Source organism: Streptomyces sp. Tue6028 (assembly GCF_002300165.1).
In the GTDB taxonomy this organism is placed as follows: domain Bacteria; phylum Actinomycetota; class Actinomycetes; order Streptomycetales; family Streptomycetaceae; genus Streptomyces; species Streptomyces siamensis.
The window spans coordinates 111,853-126,397 of the sequence record NZ_MLCE01000029.1; the positions used below are offsets into that span (position 1 = coordinate 111,853).

Consider the following 14,545-nt stretch of genomic DNA (forward strand, 5'->3'; position numbering starts at 1 on the left):
ATGCCTGAACGCCGTACCGTCGCACTCGTCACCCTTGGCTGCGCCCGTAACGAGGTGGACTCGGAGGAGCTCGCAGGCCGCTTGGAGGCGGACGGCTGGCAACTCGTGGAGGACGCCGAGGAAGCGGACGTCGCGGTCGTCAACACCTGTGGCTTCGTCGAGGCCGCCAAGAAGGACTCCGTCGATGCCCTCCTCGAAGCCAATGATCTCAAGGGGCACGGCAGAACCCAGGCCGTCGTGGCGGTGGGCTGCATGGCCGAGCGGTACGGCAAGGAACTCGCGGAGGCCCTGCCCGAGGCCGACGGCGTGCTCGGCTTCGACGACTACGCCGACATCTCCGACCGCCTCCAGACCATCCTGAGCGGCGGCGTCCACGCCTCGCACACCCCGCGCGACCGGCGCAAGCTGCTGCCGATCAGCCCCGCCGAGCGGCAGACCGCGGGCGAGGAGGTGGCCCTGCCCGGCCACGGCGCACCCGAGGACCTGCCCGAGGGCGTGGCCCCGGTGTCCGGCCCCCGCGCCCCCCTGCGCCGCCGCCTCGACGGCTCGCCCGTCGCCTCGGTGAAGCTCGCCTCCGGCTGCGACCGGCGCTGCTCGTTCTGCGCCATCCCGTCCTTCCGCGGCTCCTTCATCTCGCGCCGCCCCAGCGACGTGCTGAACGAGAGCCGCTGGCTCGCCGAGCAGGGCGTCAAGGAGATCATGCTGGTCTCCGAGAACAACACCTCGTACGGCAAGGACCTGGGCGACATCCGCCTCCTGGAGACGCTGCTGCCCGAGCTCGCCGAGATCGACGGCATCGAGCGTGTCCGCGTCAGCTACCTCCAGCCCGCCGAGATGCGCCCCGGCCTCATCGACGTGCTCACCTCGACACCGAGCGTGGTGCCCTACTTCGACCTGTCCTTCCAGCACTCCGCGCCCGGCGTGCTGCGGGCGATGCGCCGCTTCGGCGACACCGACCGCTTCCTGGAGCTGCTCGACACCATCCGCGCGAAGGCCCCGCAGGCCGGCGTGCGGTCCAACTTCATCGTGGGCTTCCCCGGCGAGACCGAGGCCGACCTCGCCGAGCTGGAGCGCTTCCTCACGGGCGCGCGCCTCGACGCGATCGGCGTCTTCGGGTACTCCGACGAGGAGGGCACCGAGGCGGCGACGTACGAGAACAAGCTCGACGAGGACGTCGTCGCCGAGCGCCTCGCGCGTGTCTCCCGCCTCGCCGAGGAGCTCGTCGCGCAGCGCGCCGAGGAGCGGGTCGGAGAGACCCTGCACGTCCTCGTGGAGTCCCTGGACGACGAGGACGGCGCCTACGGCCGTGCCGCCCACCAGGCGCCGGAGACGGACGGACAGGTGCTGTTCACGAGCGGCGAGGGCCTCACCGTGGGCCGTATCGTCGAGGCGAAGGTGGTCGGCACGGAAGGTGTCGACCTGGTGGCCGAGCCCCTCCTGGTGGGCTCGCTGTCGTGTCCTGAGGAGGCGGCCAGATGACCGGAGTCCCGGCGTCCGCGGCGGGCGGCTCCTCCAGCGCACAGGGCGCGGCGGGCGCCCCCGGCGCATCCGGTGCTCCAGGAGGTGCCAAGCCGGTGCGGGGCGGGAAACTGGGCGCTGCCGCCGTCAACGAGGCCAGCCTCTGGAACATCGCCAACATCCTGACCATGGTCCGGCTCGTCCTCGTCCCCGGCTTCATCGCGCTGATGCTGGCCGACGGCGGGTACGACCCGGTGTGGCGTGCCTGGGCCTGGGCGGCCTTCGCCGTCGCCATGATCACCGACATCTTCGACGGTCACCTGGCCCGGACGTACAACCTCGTCACCGACTTCGGGAAGATCGCCGACCCCATCGCCGACAAGGCGATCATGGGCGCGGCGCTCATCTGCCTCTCGTACCTCGGCGATCTGCCCTGGTGGGTGACCGGGGTGATCCTCGGGCGCGAGCTCGGGATCACGCTGATGCGTTTCCTGGTCATCCGGTACGGGGTCATCCCGGCCAGCCGCGGCGGCAAGATGAAGACGCTGGCCCAGGGCACGGCCGTCGGCATGTACGTGCTGGCGCTGACGGGACCGCTGGCCACCCTGAGGTTCTGGGTGATGGCCGTGGCGGTCGTCCTCACCGTGGTCACAGGACTCGACTACGTGAGACAGGCCATTGTGCTGCGCAGGCGCGGAATCGCGGAGCGCCGGGCGGCCGCGGAGGAGGCGGAGCGGTGACTTCCCCGGCCACTGACGTGGTGCGACTACTCACGGTGAGGGGTGAGACCCTGGCCGTCGCGGAGTCGCTCACCGGTGGCCTGGTGGCCGCGGAGATCACCGCGGTTCCGGGAGCCTCCAAGGTCTTCCGAGGCTCCGTGACCGCGTACGCCACCGAGCTCAAGCACGAGCTGCTCGGCGTCGACGCCACTCTGCTGGCCGAGCGTGGTGCGGTGGATCCGCAGGTCGCGGCCCAGATGGCGGTCGGTGTGCGCAAGGCGCTCGGCGCGGACTGGGGGATCGCGACCACCGGTGTGGCCGGTCCGGACCCCCAGGACGGCCAGCCGGTCGGCACCGTCTTCGTGGCCGTCGAAGCGCCTTCCCCGACGACTTTTGAACCCGCCCGTGGCGGGAAAGTGATACCGCTGCGGTTGAACGGCGACCGGGCGGAAATCCGTATGGAGAGTGTACGGAGCGTACTCGCACTGCTCCTGAAGGAGCTGGCGGGCGAACAGACCGGGAATGAGCGGGCACAGGATACGGAACAGAACGGGGGGTTTTGATGTTTGCAGCCCTGAGTGAACACGACATCGCTCCCCGCACGGCCGCGGCGCGAGGCGGTACGGTGGGGCGTGAAGGATGCGGCTACGCGGTCCGAGGAGGGAGCCACCGATGATTCTGCTCCGTCGCCTGCTGGGTGACGTGCTGCGTCGGCAGCGCCAGCGCCAGGGCCGTACTCTGCGCGAAGTCTCCTCGTCCGCCCGAGTCTCGCTCGGCTATCTCTCCGAGGTGGAGCGGGGGCAGAAGGAGGCATCCTCCGAGCTGCTCTCCGCGATCTGCGACGCGCTGGACGTACGGATGTCCGAGCTCATGCGGGAAGTGAGCGACGAGCTCGCCCTCGCCGAGCTGGCACAGTCGGCTGCGGCCACCGAACCGGTGCCCGCACCGGTACGTCGCCCGATGCTCAATTCCGTGTCGGTGACCGGTGTGCCACCGGAACGGGTCACGATCAAGGCGCCTACAGAAGCGGTCGACGTCGTCGCCGCCTGACGCCCGCGGGCTCACGCTCGTGGGTCGAGGAAGTGTGTGAGAGCCCCGGCCGGGGCTTCTCCGGGGAGACCTGGAGGAGTGCGGCCGGGGTTTTCACGTTGTGCGGGTGTCCTCTATGCGTCCATTTGCCGGTATCCGGCGCGGCGGCCATGGTGGAGGGGCAGCCCGGTAGCGGCCGGCGGCTGCTGCCGGACGTCTTGATCGCGATCGATCGTCGTAATCGGAGGATGTGGATGTACGTCGTGAAGAGCCCGCTGTCCGACGCGGACCTGAAGACCGTGGCCGATGCGCTGCAGGGCGCACTGGTCGACTTGGTGGACCTCTCGCTCGTGGCCAAGCAGGTCCACTGGAACGTGGTGGGGCCGCGCTTCCGCTCCATCCACCTCCAGCTCGACGAGGTCGTCGACACCGCTCGGCTGCACTCCGACACCGTGGCCGAGCGCGCCGCGACCCTCGGGGTCCCGCCGGACGGGCGGGCCTCGACCGTGGCCACCAGTTCCGGCATCGACGTGACGCCGGAAGGCTGGGTGAGGGACACCGACGCCGTGAAGACGCTCGTGGACGCGCTGGACGCGGTGATCGCGCGGATGCGTGAGCGGGTGGAGGCCACGGCGGAGCCGGACCCGGTGAGCCAGGACATCTTCATCGGAATCACGGCCGACCTGGAGAAGCATCACTGGATGTTCCAGGCGGAGAACGGGTGACCGTCCGCGGGGCCACGCCCGGGGCGTGCCCGGGTGTGCCCTGCTCGTGTGCCGGGACAGCGATCTAGCGTCGGGCTGGAGGTGGCGGCATGGCAGGGCGAATAGCGCGCTGGGGGGCCGCACTGGGGCTGGGGGCGCTGTGGTGGTGGAGCGTGCTCAGGCTCGCGCTGGTGCCGGGCGCCGGGATGCTGGAGGGCGCGGTCGCGGCCGGCGGCTGGGGGCTGAGCGTGCTGCCGGTGCGCTGCGTGCCGAAGTCCCGGACGGCGCGTGCCGCGAGGCCGGCGCGGGTCGCCGTGGCCGCGCGGCCCGCGGGGCCGGACTCATGACCGCTACCAGGGCATCGACACGCCGCCGTTGGGGCGCAGGATCTGACCCGTGGTGAACGCCGAGGCGTCGGAGGCCAGATGCAGCACCGCGTGGGCGATGTCCTCCGGTTCACCGACCCGGCCCAGTGGTGACAGGCGCGCCATGAACGCCTCCGTGTGGGCCTGCGCCTCCCCGTGACGATCGGTCATCGCCGTACGGGTCCAGCCGGGCGCGACCGCGTTGACGCGGATGCCGTGCGAGCCGACCTCGGTGGCCAGTGTCTTCGTCAGCTGGACCACGGCTGCCTTCGCCGCCCCGTAGCAGAACAGTCCGGGGCCGCCGGTGTCGATGGCGCCCGACGCCATCGTGATGACACTGCCCCTGATGCCCTTCGCGATCATCAGACGGGCGGCCTCCTGGCAGGCGTACCACACGCCCTTGAAGTTGACGTTCAGAACGCGGTCGAGGTCCTCGTCCCGAGTCTCCAGAACCGGGCTGCTGTGCATGATCCCGGCGATCGCGGCCATGACGTCCAGGCGCTCGCAGGACGCGACGGCCTGCTGGACCTGGGCGCGGTCGGAGACGTCGAGCGGGTGCGTGTGGGCCGTGCCGCCCTCGTCCTTGATCAGCACGGCCGTCCGGTCCAGGCCCTGTGCGTCGCGGTCCGCGCAATGGACGGTGGCTCCGGCCCGGGCGAGCAGCAGGGCGGAGGCGCGGCCGATGCCGCTGGCGGCGCCGGTGACGAATGCGGTGCGTCCGGTGAGGTCGTACGCCGTGAGGGGCATGAAGTGACGGTACGAGGGTTTCTGACGGGTCGTCAATTAGTCGTGTGCCAGGGACTTGTACGCGGTCGGCCGGCGCCCGGCGGCGGGGTGGGGCCCGGCTGGCACCTCGGGCACCAGTACGTGGGGCGCTCGCGGGAACCGTCTCCCTGGTCGGCCGACCGGATCGGGGTGCCGCACCGCAGGCAGGGGCGGGGCGTGCGGCCGTACACGAACAGGTTCTGGTCGCGGCGTCCCGTGGTGACGCGGGTGGGGCGGTCGCGGTTGGCCTCCAGCAGCCTCTTGGCGAGGACCGGGAGTTGAGCGGCTCGGTCAGGGGGAAGGTCGCCGACGGGGAGCCAGGGGGTGACGCCCAGCAGGAAGCACAGCTCGCTCTTGTAGACGTTGCCGATCCCGGCGAGATTGCGCTGGTCCAGCAGGGCCTCACCGAGAGGACGGGCCGGGTCGCGCAGGAGGTTCGCGAGGGCCTTGTCCGGGTCCCAGTCCGGGCCCAGGAGGTCGGGGCCGAGGTGGCCCACCGCCCGCTCCTCCTCGCCGGTGCGGATGAGGTCCAGTACGGGGAGGCGGTAGCCGACGGCCGTGCGGTCGGCGGTGCCGAGGACGGCCCGGATCTGGTGCGCGGGGCCGCCGCTCCAGCGCTGGCCGGGCGCGTACACCTTCCAGGAGCCGTCCATCCGCAGATGCGAGTGGAGGGTCAGCCCACCCTCGATCCGGGTGAGGAGGTGCTTTCCGCGCGGGGCGACCTCCAGGACGGCACGGCCGGTGAGGTCGGCGGTGGCGTACCGGGGCACCCGCAGGTCGGAACGGACCAGCACCTTGCCCGCGAGGGCGGTGTGCAGCCTTTTCGCGGCCTGCCAGACGGTGTCTCCTTCGGGCATGGCTCCAGGGTGGCACGCGTCGGGGGGTGGTGGACGTGGGGTGCAGTTGTGGGGTGCGGGGTGCGGGGTGCGGGGTGCGGGGTCCGCGGTGCGGAACGTGCGGGGTGTGCGGGTGTGTGGGGTGTGCGTGTGGCTCGGGCCGGTGGCGCGTGGCGGGGTGTCGGTTCGTGGCTCGGGCCGGTGGCGCGTGGCGGGGTGTCGATGGGGCCCGGACCGGTGGCGCGTGAGAGGTGCCTGCGGGAGGCTCAGGCGCGCAGGCGCAGTCCGCGGGGGGTCGCGATGAAGCCCGCTCCTTCCAGGAGGGTGCCGAACGGGGAGGTGAGCGCGGAGGCGCCGTTGACCCGCTCGACCGTCACCGTGCCGAGGGAGCCCGCGCGGGCGGCACCGGCGAGCGCTTCGGCGGCACTGAGCAGCCGGGCGTCCTCCATGACCGATGCCTCCGGGTCCGAGGGCCAGGCCAGCAGGGTCTTGCCGCCCCGCTCCATGTAGAGGGCCAGCTCGCCGTCGACGAGGACCACGAGCGAACCTGCCTTGCGGCCCGGCTTGTGTCCCGCACCGGTCGGGGGCTCGGGCCAGGACAGCGCCGCGCCGTACGCATTGGCCGGGTCGGCGGCCGCGAGCACCACCGCCGGGGCGGCCGCTCGGGTGCGGGAGCGGCCGCTCCCGAAGCCCGGGCCGCCCGGACGGCCGGTGCCGTCGCCGTAGCCCGACGGGGGGCGGGCGGAACCGTAGGGGCCGCCGGAGCGGGCCGGGAAGGCGGAACCTGCCGAGAACGCGGAGTCGGCGGAATAGGTGTGATCGCCGTCGGTGCCGTGGTCGTCGGGGAAGTCCGTGCCGTCCGGGAAACCGAGGGGGTCCCCGAATCCGGGGTCGCCCGGGAACGCGGGGGTGTTCGCGGAGCCGAGATCGCCGGGGAAGGCGGGGATGGCCGGGAGTCCGTCCGGGAAGCCCGGGAATCCGTCCGACATGCCCTGGGCGGACAGGGCCTCGCCCCGGTCCCGGGCGTTCGCCGCCGCGCGCAGGCGGTCCACCGCGCCGTCCATCGCGAATTGAGCCGCGCCGAGCCCCTCGACCACATAGCCGCGTCGGGCCTGGCCGCTGTCCTCGAACGCGGACAGGATGCGGTACACCGCCGAGAAGCCGCCCTCGACCCCCTCCGCGGCGACGGCACCCCGGGTCACCACGCCGTGCCGGTCGAGCAGGGTGCGGGCCAGGGCATGAGCGCGCACCGTGGCATCCGGCTCGCGCTCGGGGAGCAGCGACCAGCGGCCCGCCACCGTCGGGGGACCGGTCCGGGACTGCGGACGCGCACCGCCGGTCAGTGAGCCGTAACGCCCGCGCGGGACGGAGCGCTTGGCGCGGTGCGCCGTGGACCCCGCGGTGCGGCCGGATCCCAGGACGGAGCGCATCGGCGCGAGCGTGTCGTTCGTCAGGCGCCCGGACCAGGCCAGGTCCCAGATGGTGTCGGCGAGCTGGGGGTCGGTGGCGTCGGGGTGTGTGGTGGCGCGCACCTGGTCGGCGATCTGGCGGAAGAAGAGGCCATACCCTCCGGACAGGGAGTCCAGCACCGACTGGTGGAGCGCCGTCAGCTCCAGAGGGTGCGGGGCCGGCAGGAGCAGCGGGGCGGCGTCGGCCAGATACAGCGAGACCCACCCGTCCTTGCCCGGCAGCGACCCGGCCCCGGCCCACACCACCTCTCCGGCGGCGGTGAGTTCGTCGAGCATCGCGGGGGCGTAACCCGCGACCCGGGAGGGCAGGACGAGCTTCTCCAACGCGGACGCGGGCACGGACGCGCCCTGCAACTGCTCGACGGCGCGCACCAGTCCGTCGACGCCACGCAGCCCGTGCCCCTGGCCCACGTGCTGCCACTGGGGCAGGAACTGGGCGAGCGCGGCGGGCGACACCGGCTCCAGTTCGTGACGAAGGGCCGCGAGGGAGCGCCGCCGCAGCCTGCGCAACACCGCCGCGTCGCACCACTCCTGGCCGATCCCCGCCGGATGGAACTCCCCCTGCACCACACGCCCGCTCGCCGCGAGCCGCTGCAACGCGCCGTCCGTGACGGCCGTGCCGAGACCGAAGCGGGCCGCGGCCGTCGTGGAGGTGAACGGGCCGTGGGTGCGCGCGTACCGGGCGAGCAGGTCGCCGAGCGGATCCTTGACCGGTTCGGTGAAGGCTTCCGGGACACCGACGGGCAGTGCCGTGCCGAGCGCGTCGCGCAGCCGGCCCGCGTCCTCGATGGCGGCCCAGTGGTCCGCCCCGGCGATCCGCACCCGGATCGCGCGGCGGGCGGCGGTCAACTCGTGGGCCCACTGCGGTTCGGCGCCGCGCTCCGCCAGCTCGCCGTCCGTGAGCGGACCCAGCAGACGCAGCAGGTCGGCGACACCTTCCACGTCCTTGACGCGGCGGTCCTCCGTCAGCCACTGGAGCTCACGCTCCAACTCGGCCAGGACGTCGGCATCGAGGAGCTCGCGCAGCTCGGCCTGACCGAGGAGCTCGGCCAGCAGCCGCGAGTCCAGCGACAAGGCCGCCGCGCGCCGCTCGGCCAGCGGGGAGTCCCCCTCGTACAGGAACTGCGCGACGTACCCGAAGAGCAGGGAACGGGCGAAGGGGGAGGGCTCGGGTGTGGTGACCTCGACCAGCCGCACCTTGCGGGACTCGATGTCGCCCATCAGTTCCGTGAGGCCCGGCACGTCGAAGACGTCCTGGAGGCACTCGCGCACCGCTTCGAGGACGATCGGGAACGATCCGTACTCGCTCGCCACTTCGAGGAGCTGGGCGGCGCGTTGGCGCTGCTGCCACAGCGGAGTGCGCTTGCCGGGATTGCGGCGCGGCAGCAGCAGCGCGCGGGCGGCACACTCGCGGAAGCGGGACGCGAACAGCGCGGAGCCGCCCACCTGGTCGGTGACGATCTGGTCGACCTCACCCTTGTCGAAGGCGACGTCCGCCGCTCCCACGGGCGCCTGCTCCGCGTCGTACTCCGTGCCCGCCTTCGTCGGGGTCTGGTCGAGCAGGTCCAGGCCCATCAGGTCGGCGTCGGGCAGCCGCAGCACGATGCCGTCGTCGGCATGCATCACCTGGGCGTCCATGCCGTACCGCTCGGAGAGCTTGGCGCCCAGCGCGAGCGCCCAGGGGGCGTGGACCTGGGCCCCGAACGGCGAGTGCACGACGACGCGCCAGTCGCCCAGCTCGTCGCGGAACCGCTCGACGACGATGGTCCGGTCGTCGGGCACGTGACCGCACGCCTCGCGCTGTTCGGCCAGGTACGACAGCACGTTGTCCGCGGCCCAGGCGTCCAGACCGGCGGCGAGCAGCCGGAGCCGCGCGTCCTCCTTGGAGAGCGAGCCCACCTCGCGCAGGAACGCGCCGACCGCGCGGCCCAGTTCGAGAGGACGGCCGAGTTGGTCACCCTTCCAGAAGGGGAGCCTGCCCGGGACGCCCGGGGCCGGCGACACCAGTACGCGGTCGCGCGTGATGTCTTCGATGCGCCACGAGCTGGTGCCGAGCGTGAAGACATCGCCGACGCGGGACTCGTAGACCATCTCCTCGTCGAGCTCGCCGACCCGGCCGCCGCCCTTCTTGGGGTCGGACCCCGCGAGGAAGACGCCGAAGAGTCCCCGGTCGGGGATCGTGCCTCCGGAGGTGACGGCGAGGCGCTGGGCGCCGGGCCGTCCGGTGACCGTGCCGGCGACGCGGTCCCACACCACGCGGGGCCTGAGCTCGGCGAAGGCGTCGGAGGGATAGCGGCCCGCGAGCATGTCGAGCACCGCGGTGAAGGCCGATTCCGGGAGTGAGGCGAAAGGGGCCGCCCGGCGGACCATGGCGAGCAGGTCGTCGACCTGCCATGTGTCGAGCGCGGTCATGGCGACGAGCTGTTGGGCCAGCACGTCCAGGGGATTGGCGGGCACCCGGAGGGACTCGATGGAACCGGTGCGCATCCGCTCGGTGACCACGGCCGCCTGGACCAGGTCGCCCCGGTACTTGGGGAACACCACACCGGTGGAGACCGCGCCCACCTGGTGACCGGCACGCCCCACGCGCTGCAGGCCAGAGGCCACGGACGGCGGTGACTCCACCTGGACGACGAGGTCGACCGCACCCATGTCGATGCCCAGCTCCAGGCTGGAGGTGGCGACCACGGCCGGCAGGCGACCGGCCTTCAGGTCCTCCTCGACGAGGGCCCGCTGCTCCTTGGAGACGGAGCCATGGTGGGCGCGGGCGATGACGGGCGGGGCGCCCTGCGCGGCTCCCGAACCGCCCATCAACTGGGCAGGCGCGTGCGCTTCTTCGAGTGGTTCCCCGGTGGCCCTCTCGTACGCGATCTCGTTGAGCCGGTTGCACAGGCGCTCCGCCAGGCGGCGGGAGTTGGCGAACACGATCGTCGAGCGGTGGGACTGGACGAGGTCGGCGATCCGCTCCTCGACATGCGGCCAGATGGAGGGCTTCTCGGCGCCCTCATTGCCGTCGGCGGCAGGGGAGGCGCCCAGCTCGCCCAGGTCCTCCACCGGGACGACCACGGAGAGATCGAACTCCTTGCCGGACCGCGGCTGGACGATCTCCACCTTGCGGCGGGGCGAGAGGAAGCGGGCCACCTCGTCCACCGGGCGCACCGTGGCCGAGAGGCCGATCCGGCGGGCGGGCTTCGGGAGCAGCTCGTCGAGGCGCTCCAGGGTGAGCGCGAGATGGGCGCCGCGCTTGGTGCCCGCCACCGCGTGCACCTCGTCGAGGATCACCGTCTCGATGCCCGTCAGCGCGTCGCGCGTGGCCGACGTCAGCATCAGGAACAGCGACTCGGGAGTCGTGATCAGGATGTCCGGCGGACGTGTGGCCAGCGCGCGCCGCTCGGCCGCGGGGGTGTCCCCGGAGCGGATGCCCACCTTGACCTCGGGTTCGGGCAGCCCGAGCCGCACCGACTCCTGCCTGATGCCGGTGAGGGGGCTGCGCAGATTGCGCTCCACGTCCACCGCGAGGGCCTTCAGCGGGGACACGTACAGCACCCGGCAGCGCTTGCGCGGGTCGGCCGGGGGCGGGGCGGAGGCCAGCTGGTCGAGCGCGGCGAGGAAGGCGGCCAGCGTCTTGCCGGAGCCCGTGGGGGCCACGACGAGGACGTCCGAACCCTCGCCGATGGCTGCCCACGCCCCGGCCTGGGCCGCGGTGGGCGCGGAAAAGGCCCCCGTGAACCAGCCGCGGGTCGCGGGGGAGAAGCCGTCGAGGGCTCGGTGTGCGGAGCTGACCATGCGTCCATCCTGCACCCGGCCACTGACAATGTGCCTGACCTGCGGAAATGATCGTCGAGACCGGGAGCCGGGAGACCGGGAGATCGGGAGCCGGGAGCCGGGAGACCGGGAGGTGGCGGTGATGTCGGGGCGCGAGTGGCCAGCCGGTTCCGTCGCTCCTCCGGGCCCGCGGGCCCTGCGGCGGCCGCCGGGCCCGCGATCCGGCCGCCGCCGCTGACAGAGAATGGAGGGCATGGCGACCTCGGCGGAACGGGCACGGCACTGGCAGTACGCGGAACTGCCCGGCGTCGACCTGCTCCGCGCACGCTACGTGGAAAAGATCTTCGTGCGGCACACCCACGAGAACTTCGTCATCGCCGCCATCGCCGACGGCGTGGAGGTCTTCCACCACGGCGGCGCCGACCAGTACGCGGGTCCCGGTTCCCTGGCCCTCGTCAACCCGGACACCGCGCACACCGGCCGCGCCGGCGTACCCGAAGGCTGGCGGTACGGGGCGGTGTATCCGTCGCCGGAGCTGGTCGCCGAGATCGCCGCCGAGACCACGTCCATCCGCGGCACCCCCGGATTCGTCGCCCCGGTGCTCGACGACCCGTACACGGTGGGCCTGGTCCACCAGGTGCTGCGGGCCGCGGAGGAGGGCAACGCACTCGCCGCCGACACCATGCTGCGCGTCGCGGTGACCCGGCTGCTGCGCCTCAACGGCGGGCCGCTGCCCCAGCGGTCCGTGCGCTCCGCGGGCGCCCGCACCGCCGCACGCGCGCGTGCCGTGCTGGAGGAGCGGATGGCCGAGCCCCCGACCCTGGAGCGGCTCGCCGCCGACCTCGGGGCCAGCCCGTTCGCCCTGCTGCGCGCGTTCCGGGACGCCTACGGCATGCCTCCCCACACCTGGCTGACCGACGCCCGGGTACGCAGGGCGCGGCACCTGCTGGACGCCGGTTCCGCGCCCGCGGAAGCGGCGGTCGCCGTCGGCTTCACGGACCAGCCGCACCTGAACCGGCACTTCAGCCGGATCGTGGGCGTGCCCCCGGGCGCCTACCAGCGCGAGCGCAAGAACGTACAAGACCATCACGGACGCCTGGCCGTACCGTCCGGGGTGTGGCAGAACAGACGGCTCTCGCAGACATACGCAGTGAAGGACGCGGAAAACCCGACGCCGCCGTCGTCCGGGACGCCCTGGGAGTCGGGGTCGCCGTCGGACTGTCCGGTTTCGCCTTCGGGGTGACCTCGGCGGGCAGCGGGCTCACACTGCTGCAGACCTGCGCGCTCAGTCTCCTGGTGTTCACCGGGGCCTCGCAGTTCGCGCTGGTGGGCGCGCTCGCGGCCGGGGGCAACCCGCTCACGGCTGCCGCGGGCGCCTTCTTCCTCGGGGTCCGCAACGCCTTCTACGGACTGCGTCTGTCGCAGCTGCTGGCCCTCCCGCGCGCGGTGCGTCCCTTCGCCGCCCAGTGGGTCATCGACGAGACCACGGCGGTCGCGCTCGCCCAGCCCACCCGGCGCAGTGTCCGCATCGGCTTCACCGTCACCGGACTCACCCTCTACGTGCTGTGGAACCTGACCACGCTGCTCGGGGCCGTCGGGGCCGAGGCCATCGGCGACACCGCCGCCTGGGGGCTGGACGCCGCCGGACCCGCCGTCTTCCTGGCCCTGCTCGCGCCGATGCTGAGGACCGGCACGGAGCGTGCGGTCGCCGGAGCCGCGGTCCTGCTGGGACTGGGCCTGCTGCCCGTGCTGCCCGCCGGAGTACCCGTCCTGATGGCGGCGCTGGCCGCGCCGGTGGCTCTCTGGCTGCAGGGGCGCCGCGGGACGAAGACCGCCGACGACGGACCGAGGGAAGAGCGTTGAACATCTGGATCGCCATCGGCGCCACCGCCGTGGGCTGCTACGCCGTCAAGCTCATCGGGCTGCTGGTCCCGGCCGGAGTGCTGGAACGCCCGCTCGTGCAGCGCCTCTCCGCCCTGCTGCCCGTCGCCCTCCTCGCCGCGCTCACCGCCCAGCAGACCTTCGCCGACGGACGTGTCCTCGTCATCGACGCGAAGGCCGCGGGGCTCGCCGCCGCTGCCGTCGCACTGGTCCTGCGGGCGCCCTTCCTGCTCGTGGTCGGCGCCGCCGTCGGGGTGACGGCGGGTGTGCGGGCGCTCACCGGCTGACGGCCCTCTCGCGGCAGCCGCCCGGCGGACGTCCCGGCCGTCAGCCGATGGGCCGGCCGTACGCGCGCAGTGTGCGCAACGCCTCGATGGTCACCATGGGGCGGCACTCCAGGGCCGTGCCCGGCGCCCACTGACGCCAGCGGACCGGCCACCCTCCGTCCGCCTCCTGCTCGTCCGCCAGGTGATCCAGGGAGCGCGACATCTCCTCGTCGGTGAACCACGCGCGCGCGAGCGATTCGGGAGTCTTCGCGTAGTCGTGCGGGAAGTGGTGCTCGCCCGGCGCGTATCCGGACGCGACCGGAAACGCCTCCAGGCGTTCGGGATCCAGCGCCGCGAGCCGGTGCTCGCGCACCATCCGGCCCAGCCGGTCGGCGGCGGCCTTCGCGCGGGAGCGGTCGGGCGCGGAGTCCAGGAAGGCGACGGCCGCCTCGATCTCGTAGGGATGCGACTTGTCCAGGGAGTCGACCGCGTGCCAGCAGAAGTCGGTGGCCCGGAACAGCCAGGCGTGCCACACCTCGTTGCGGTGCAGCAGGCCGACCACGGGTCCTGTGGCGAGGAGTTCGCTGGGCGGGTCGTCGACGATCGGCACGAAGGGGGCCGTCGGATAGCCGCGCTGGCTCGGGTGGATCGCCGGCAGGGCGCCGTCCGCCGTGGACACGGAGGTCAGGTAGCGGCACACGCGTTCCACGCGCTGTCCGCCGCAGCGCCCGATGGAGTCGAGCACGCGCAGTGCGTGACCGGTGTGCAGCGGCTGGCTGACCGGACCGCGCAGATCGGGTTCGAGCGCGTGGCCGTACCCCTCGTCCTCATTGCGGTAGGCGGCCAGCGCGGTCTCCACCGCGTCGGCGTCGCCGCGCAGGAAGTGGTACGCGAAACGGCGCTGCTCCAGCACGCGCGCGGTGAGCCAGACGAAGTGCTCGGCGCGCGAGAGCGGGGAGTGCGCCGGGGACGTCGGGGGGAGTGGGGATGCTCCTGTATCGGCCATGCGACAGACCGTAGGGCGGAAAGCGGTCTCGGCAAGCGGTCCCGGCTCCGGCCCACTCTCAGGGGCGGGATACTGGAGTCATGCGGTTGACGGTCTTCTGGCAGCGGATGGCGGATCACTTCGGTGTGGGGTACGCCGACACTTTCGCGCGCGATCATGTGATGACGGAACTCGGCGGGCGCACCGTGCACGAGGCGCTGGACGAGGGCTGGGAAGCCAAGGATGTGTGGCGTGTGGTGTGCGCGACCATGAACATTCCGCACGAAAACCGCTGACCGGCCA

The 14,545-nt window shown here is 72.7% G+C and carries 14 protein-coding genes; 10 read left to right on the forward strand and 4 right to left on the reverse strand.

Annotated elements, in window-relative coordinates; translation table 11 throughout:
* The 6 genes from rimO (at window position 1) to BKI49_RS27990 (ending at window position 4,257) form a co-directional block, all read left to right on the forward strand.
* Window positions 1–1,479: a 30S ribosomal protein S12 methylthiotransferase RimO gene (rimO, locus tag BKI49_RS27965; protein WP_095937034.1), complete on the forward strand. Its 1,479-nt coding sequence runs from the start codon at window positions 1–3 to the stop codon at window positions 1,477–1,479.
* Entirely contained in the window at window positions 1,476–2,198 is a 723-nt protein-coding gene (gene pgsA / locus BKI49_RS27970) for a CDP-diacylglycerol--glycerol-3-phosphate 3-phosphatidyltransferase (RefSeq protein WP_095937035.1), read from the forward strand. The genes rimO and pgsA overlap by 4 nt, the downstream gene beginning before the upstream one ends.
* Window positions 2,195–2,740 carry a CinA family protein gene (locus BKI49_RS27975; protein ID WP_095937036.1) on the forward strand — a complete coding sequence of 182 codons (546 nt, stop codon included), beginning with the start codon at window positions 2,195–2,197 and terminating at the stop codon, window positions 2,738–2,740. Before pgsA ends, BKI49_RS27975 begins: the two co-directional genes overlap by 4 nt.
* Window positions 2,741–2,849: 109 nt before the next feature.
* A complete protein-coding gene (locus tag BKI49_RS27980) occupies window positions 2,850–3,227 on the forward strand; it encodes a helix-turn-helix domain-containing protein (RefSeq protein ID WP_028802355.1) in 378 nt (125 codons plus the stop codon).
* Between the two features lie 233 nt (window positions 3,228–3,460).
* Window positions 3,461–3,931, forward strand: a complete 471-nt coding sequence (locus BKI49_RS27985) for a Dps family protein (RefSeq protein ID WP_095937037.1) — start codon at window positions 3,461–3,463, stop codon at window positions 3,929–3,931.
* Window positions 3,932–4,020: 89 nt separating this feature from the next.
* Window positions 4,021–4,257, forward strand: coding sequence for a hypothetical protein (locus BKI49_RS27990; RefSeq protein ID WP_095937038.1), 237 nt, complete (start codon window positions 4,021–4,023; stop codon window positions 4,255–4,257).
* Between the two features lie 3 nt (window positions 4,258–4,260).
* Here BKI49_RS27990 and BKI49_RS27995 read toward each other — a convergent pair whose 3' ends face one another.
* The 3 genes from BKI49_RS27995 to BKI49_RS28005 form a co-directional block, all read right to left on the reverse strand.
* A complete protein-coding gene (locus BKI49_RS27995) occupies window positions 4,261–5,022 on the reverse strand; it encodes an SDR family NAD(P)-dependent oxidoreductase (protein WP_095937039.1) in 762 nt (253 codons plus the stop codon).
* Window positions 5,023–5,054: 32 nt separating this feature from the next.
* Window positions 5,055–5,897: an Fpg/Nei family DNA glycosylase gene (locus BKI49_RS28000; protein ID WP_095937040.1), complete on the reverse strand. Its 843-nt coding sequence runs from the start codon at window positions 5,895–5,897 to the stop codon at window positions 5,055–5,057.
* 245 nt (window positions 5,898–6,142) lie between these two features.
* Window positions 6,143–11,131: an ATP-dependent helicase gene (locus tag BKI49_RS28005; RefSeq protein ID WP_095937041.1), complete on the reverse strand. Its 4,989-nt coding sequence runs from the start codon at window positions 11,129–11,131 to the stop codon at window positions 6,143–6,145.
* Between the two features lie 232 nt (window positions 11,132–11,363).
* On the opposite strand from BKI49_RS28005, the gene BKI49_RS28010 reads away from it, so the two are divergent.
* From BKI49_RS28010 to BKI49_RS28020, 3 genes are read left to right on the forward strand one after another with little or no spacing between them, the layout of a single operon-like run.
* On the forward strand, window positions 11,364–12,353 hold the full coding sequence (locus tag BKI49_RS28010) for an AraC family transcriptional regulator (protein WP_257004984.1): 990 nt from the start codon (window positions 11,364–11,366) through the stop codon (window positions 12,351–12,353).
* Complete coding sequence (locus BKI49_RS28015; protein WP_257004992.1) at window positions 12,254–12,973, forward strand: AzlC family ABC transporter permease; 720 nt, start codon at window positions 12,254–12,256, stop codon at window positions 12,971–12,973. The genes BKI49_RS28010 and BKI49_RS28015 overlap by 100 nt, the downstream gene beginning before the upstream one ends.
* Window positions 12,970–13,278 carry an AzlD domain-containing protein gene (locus BKI49_RS28020; RefSeq protein WP_095937043.1) on the forward strand — a complete coding sequence of 103 codons (309 nt, stop codon included), beginning with the start codon at window positions 12,970–12,972 and terminating at the stop codon, window positions 13,276–13,278. The genes BKI49_RS28015 and BKI49_RS28020 overlap by 4 nt, the downstream gene beginning before the upstream one ends.
* Before the next feature lie 40 nt (window positions 13,279–13,318).
* On the opposite strand, the gene BKI49_RS28025 is transcribed toward BKI49_RS28020, so the two are convergent.
* Complete coding sequence (locus tag BKI49_RS28025; protein ID WP_095937044.1) at window positions 13,319–14,263, reverse strand: hypothetical protein; 945 nt, start codon at window positions 14,261–14,263, stop codon at window positions 13,319–13,321.
* Window positions 14,264–14,343: 80 nt separating this feature from the next.
* On the opposite strand from BKI49_RS28025, the gene BKI49_RS28030 reads away from it, so the two are divergent.
* The gene (locus tag BKI49_RS28030) at window positions 14,344–14,538 is read left to right on the forward strand and encodes a DUF3046 domain-containing protein (RefSeq protein ID WP_095937045.1); all 195 of its coding nucleotides are present in this window, start codon (window positions 14,344–14,346) and stop codon (window positions 14,536–14,538) included.
* The last annotated feature ends 7 nt before the right edge of the window (window positions 14,539–14,545 follow it).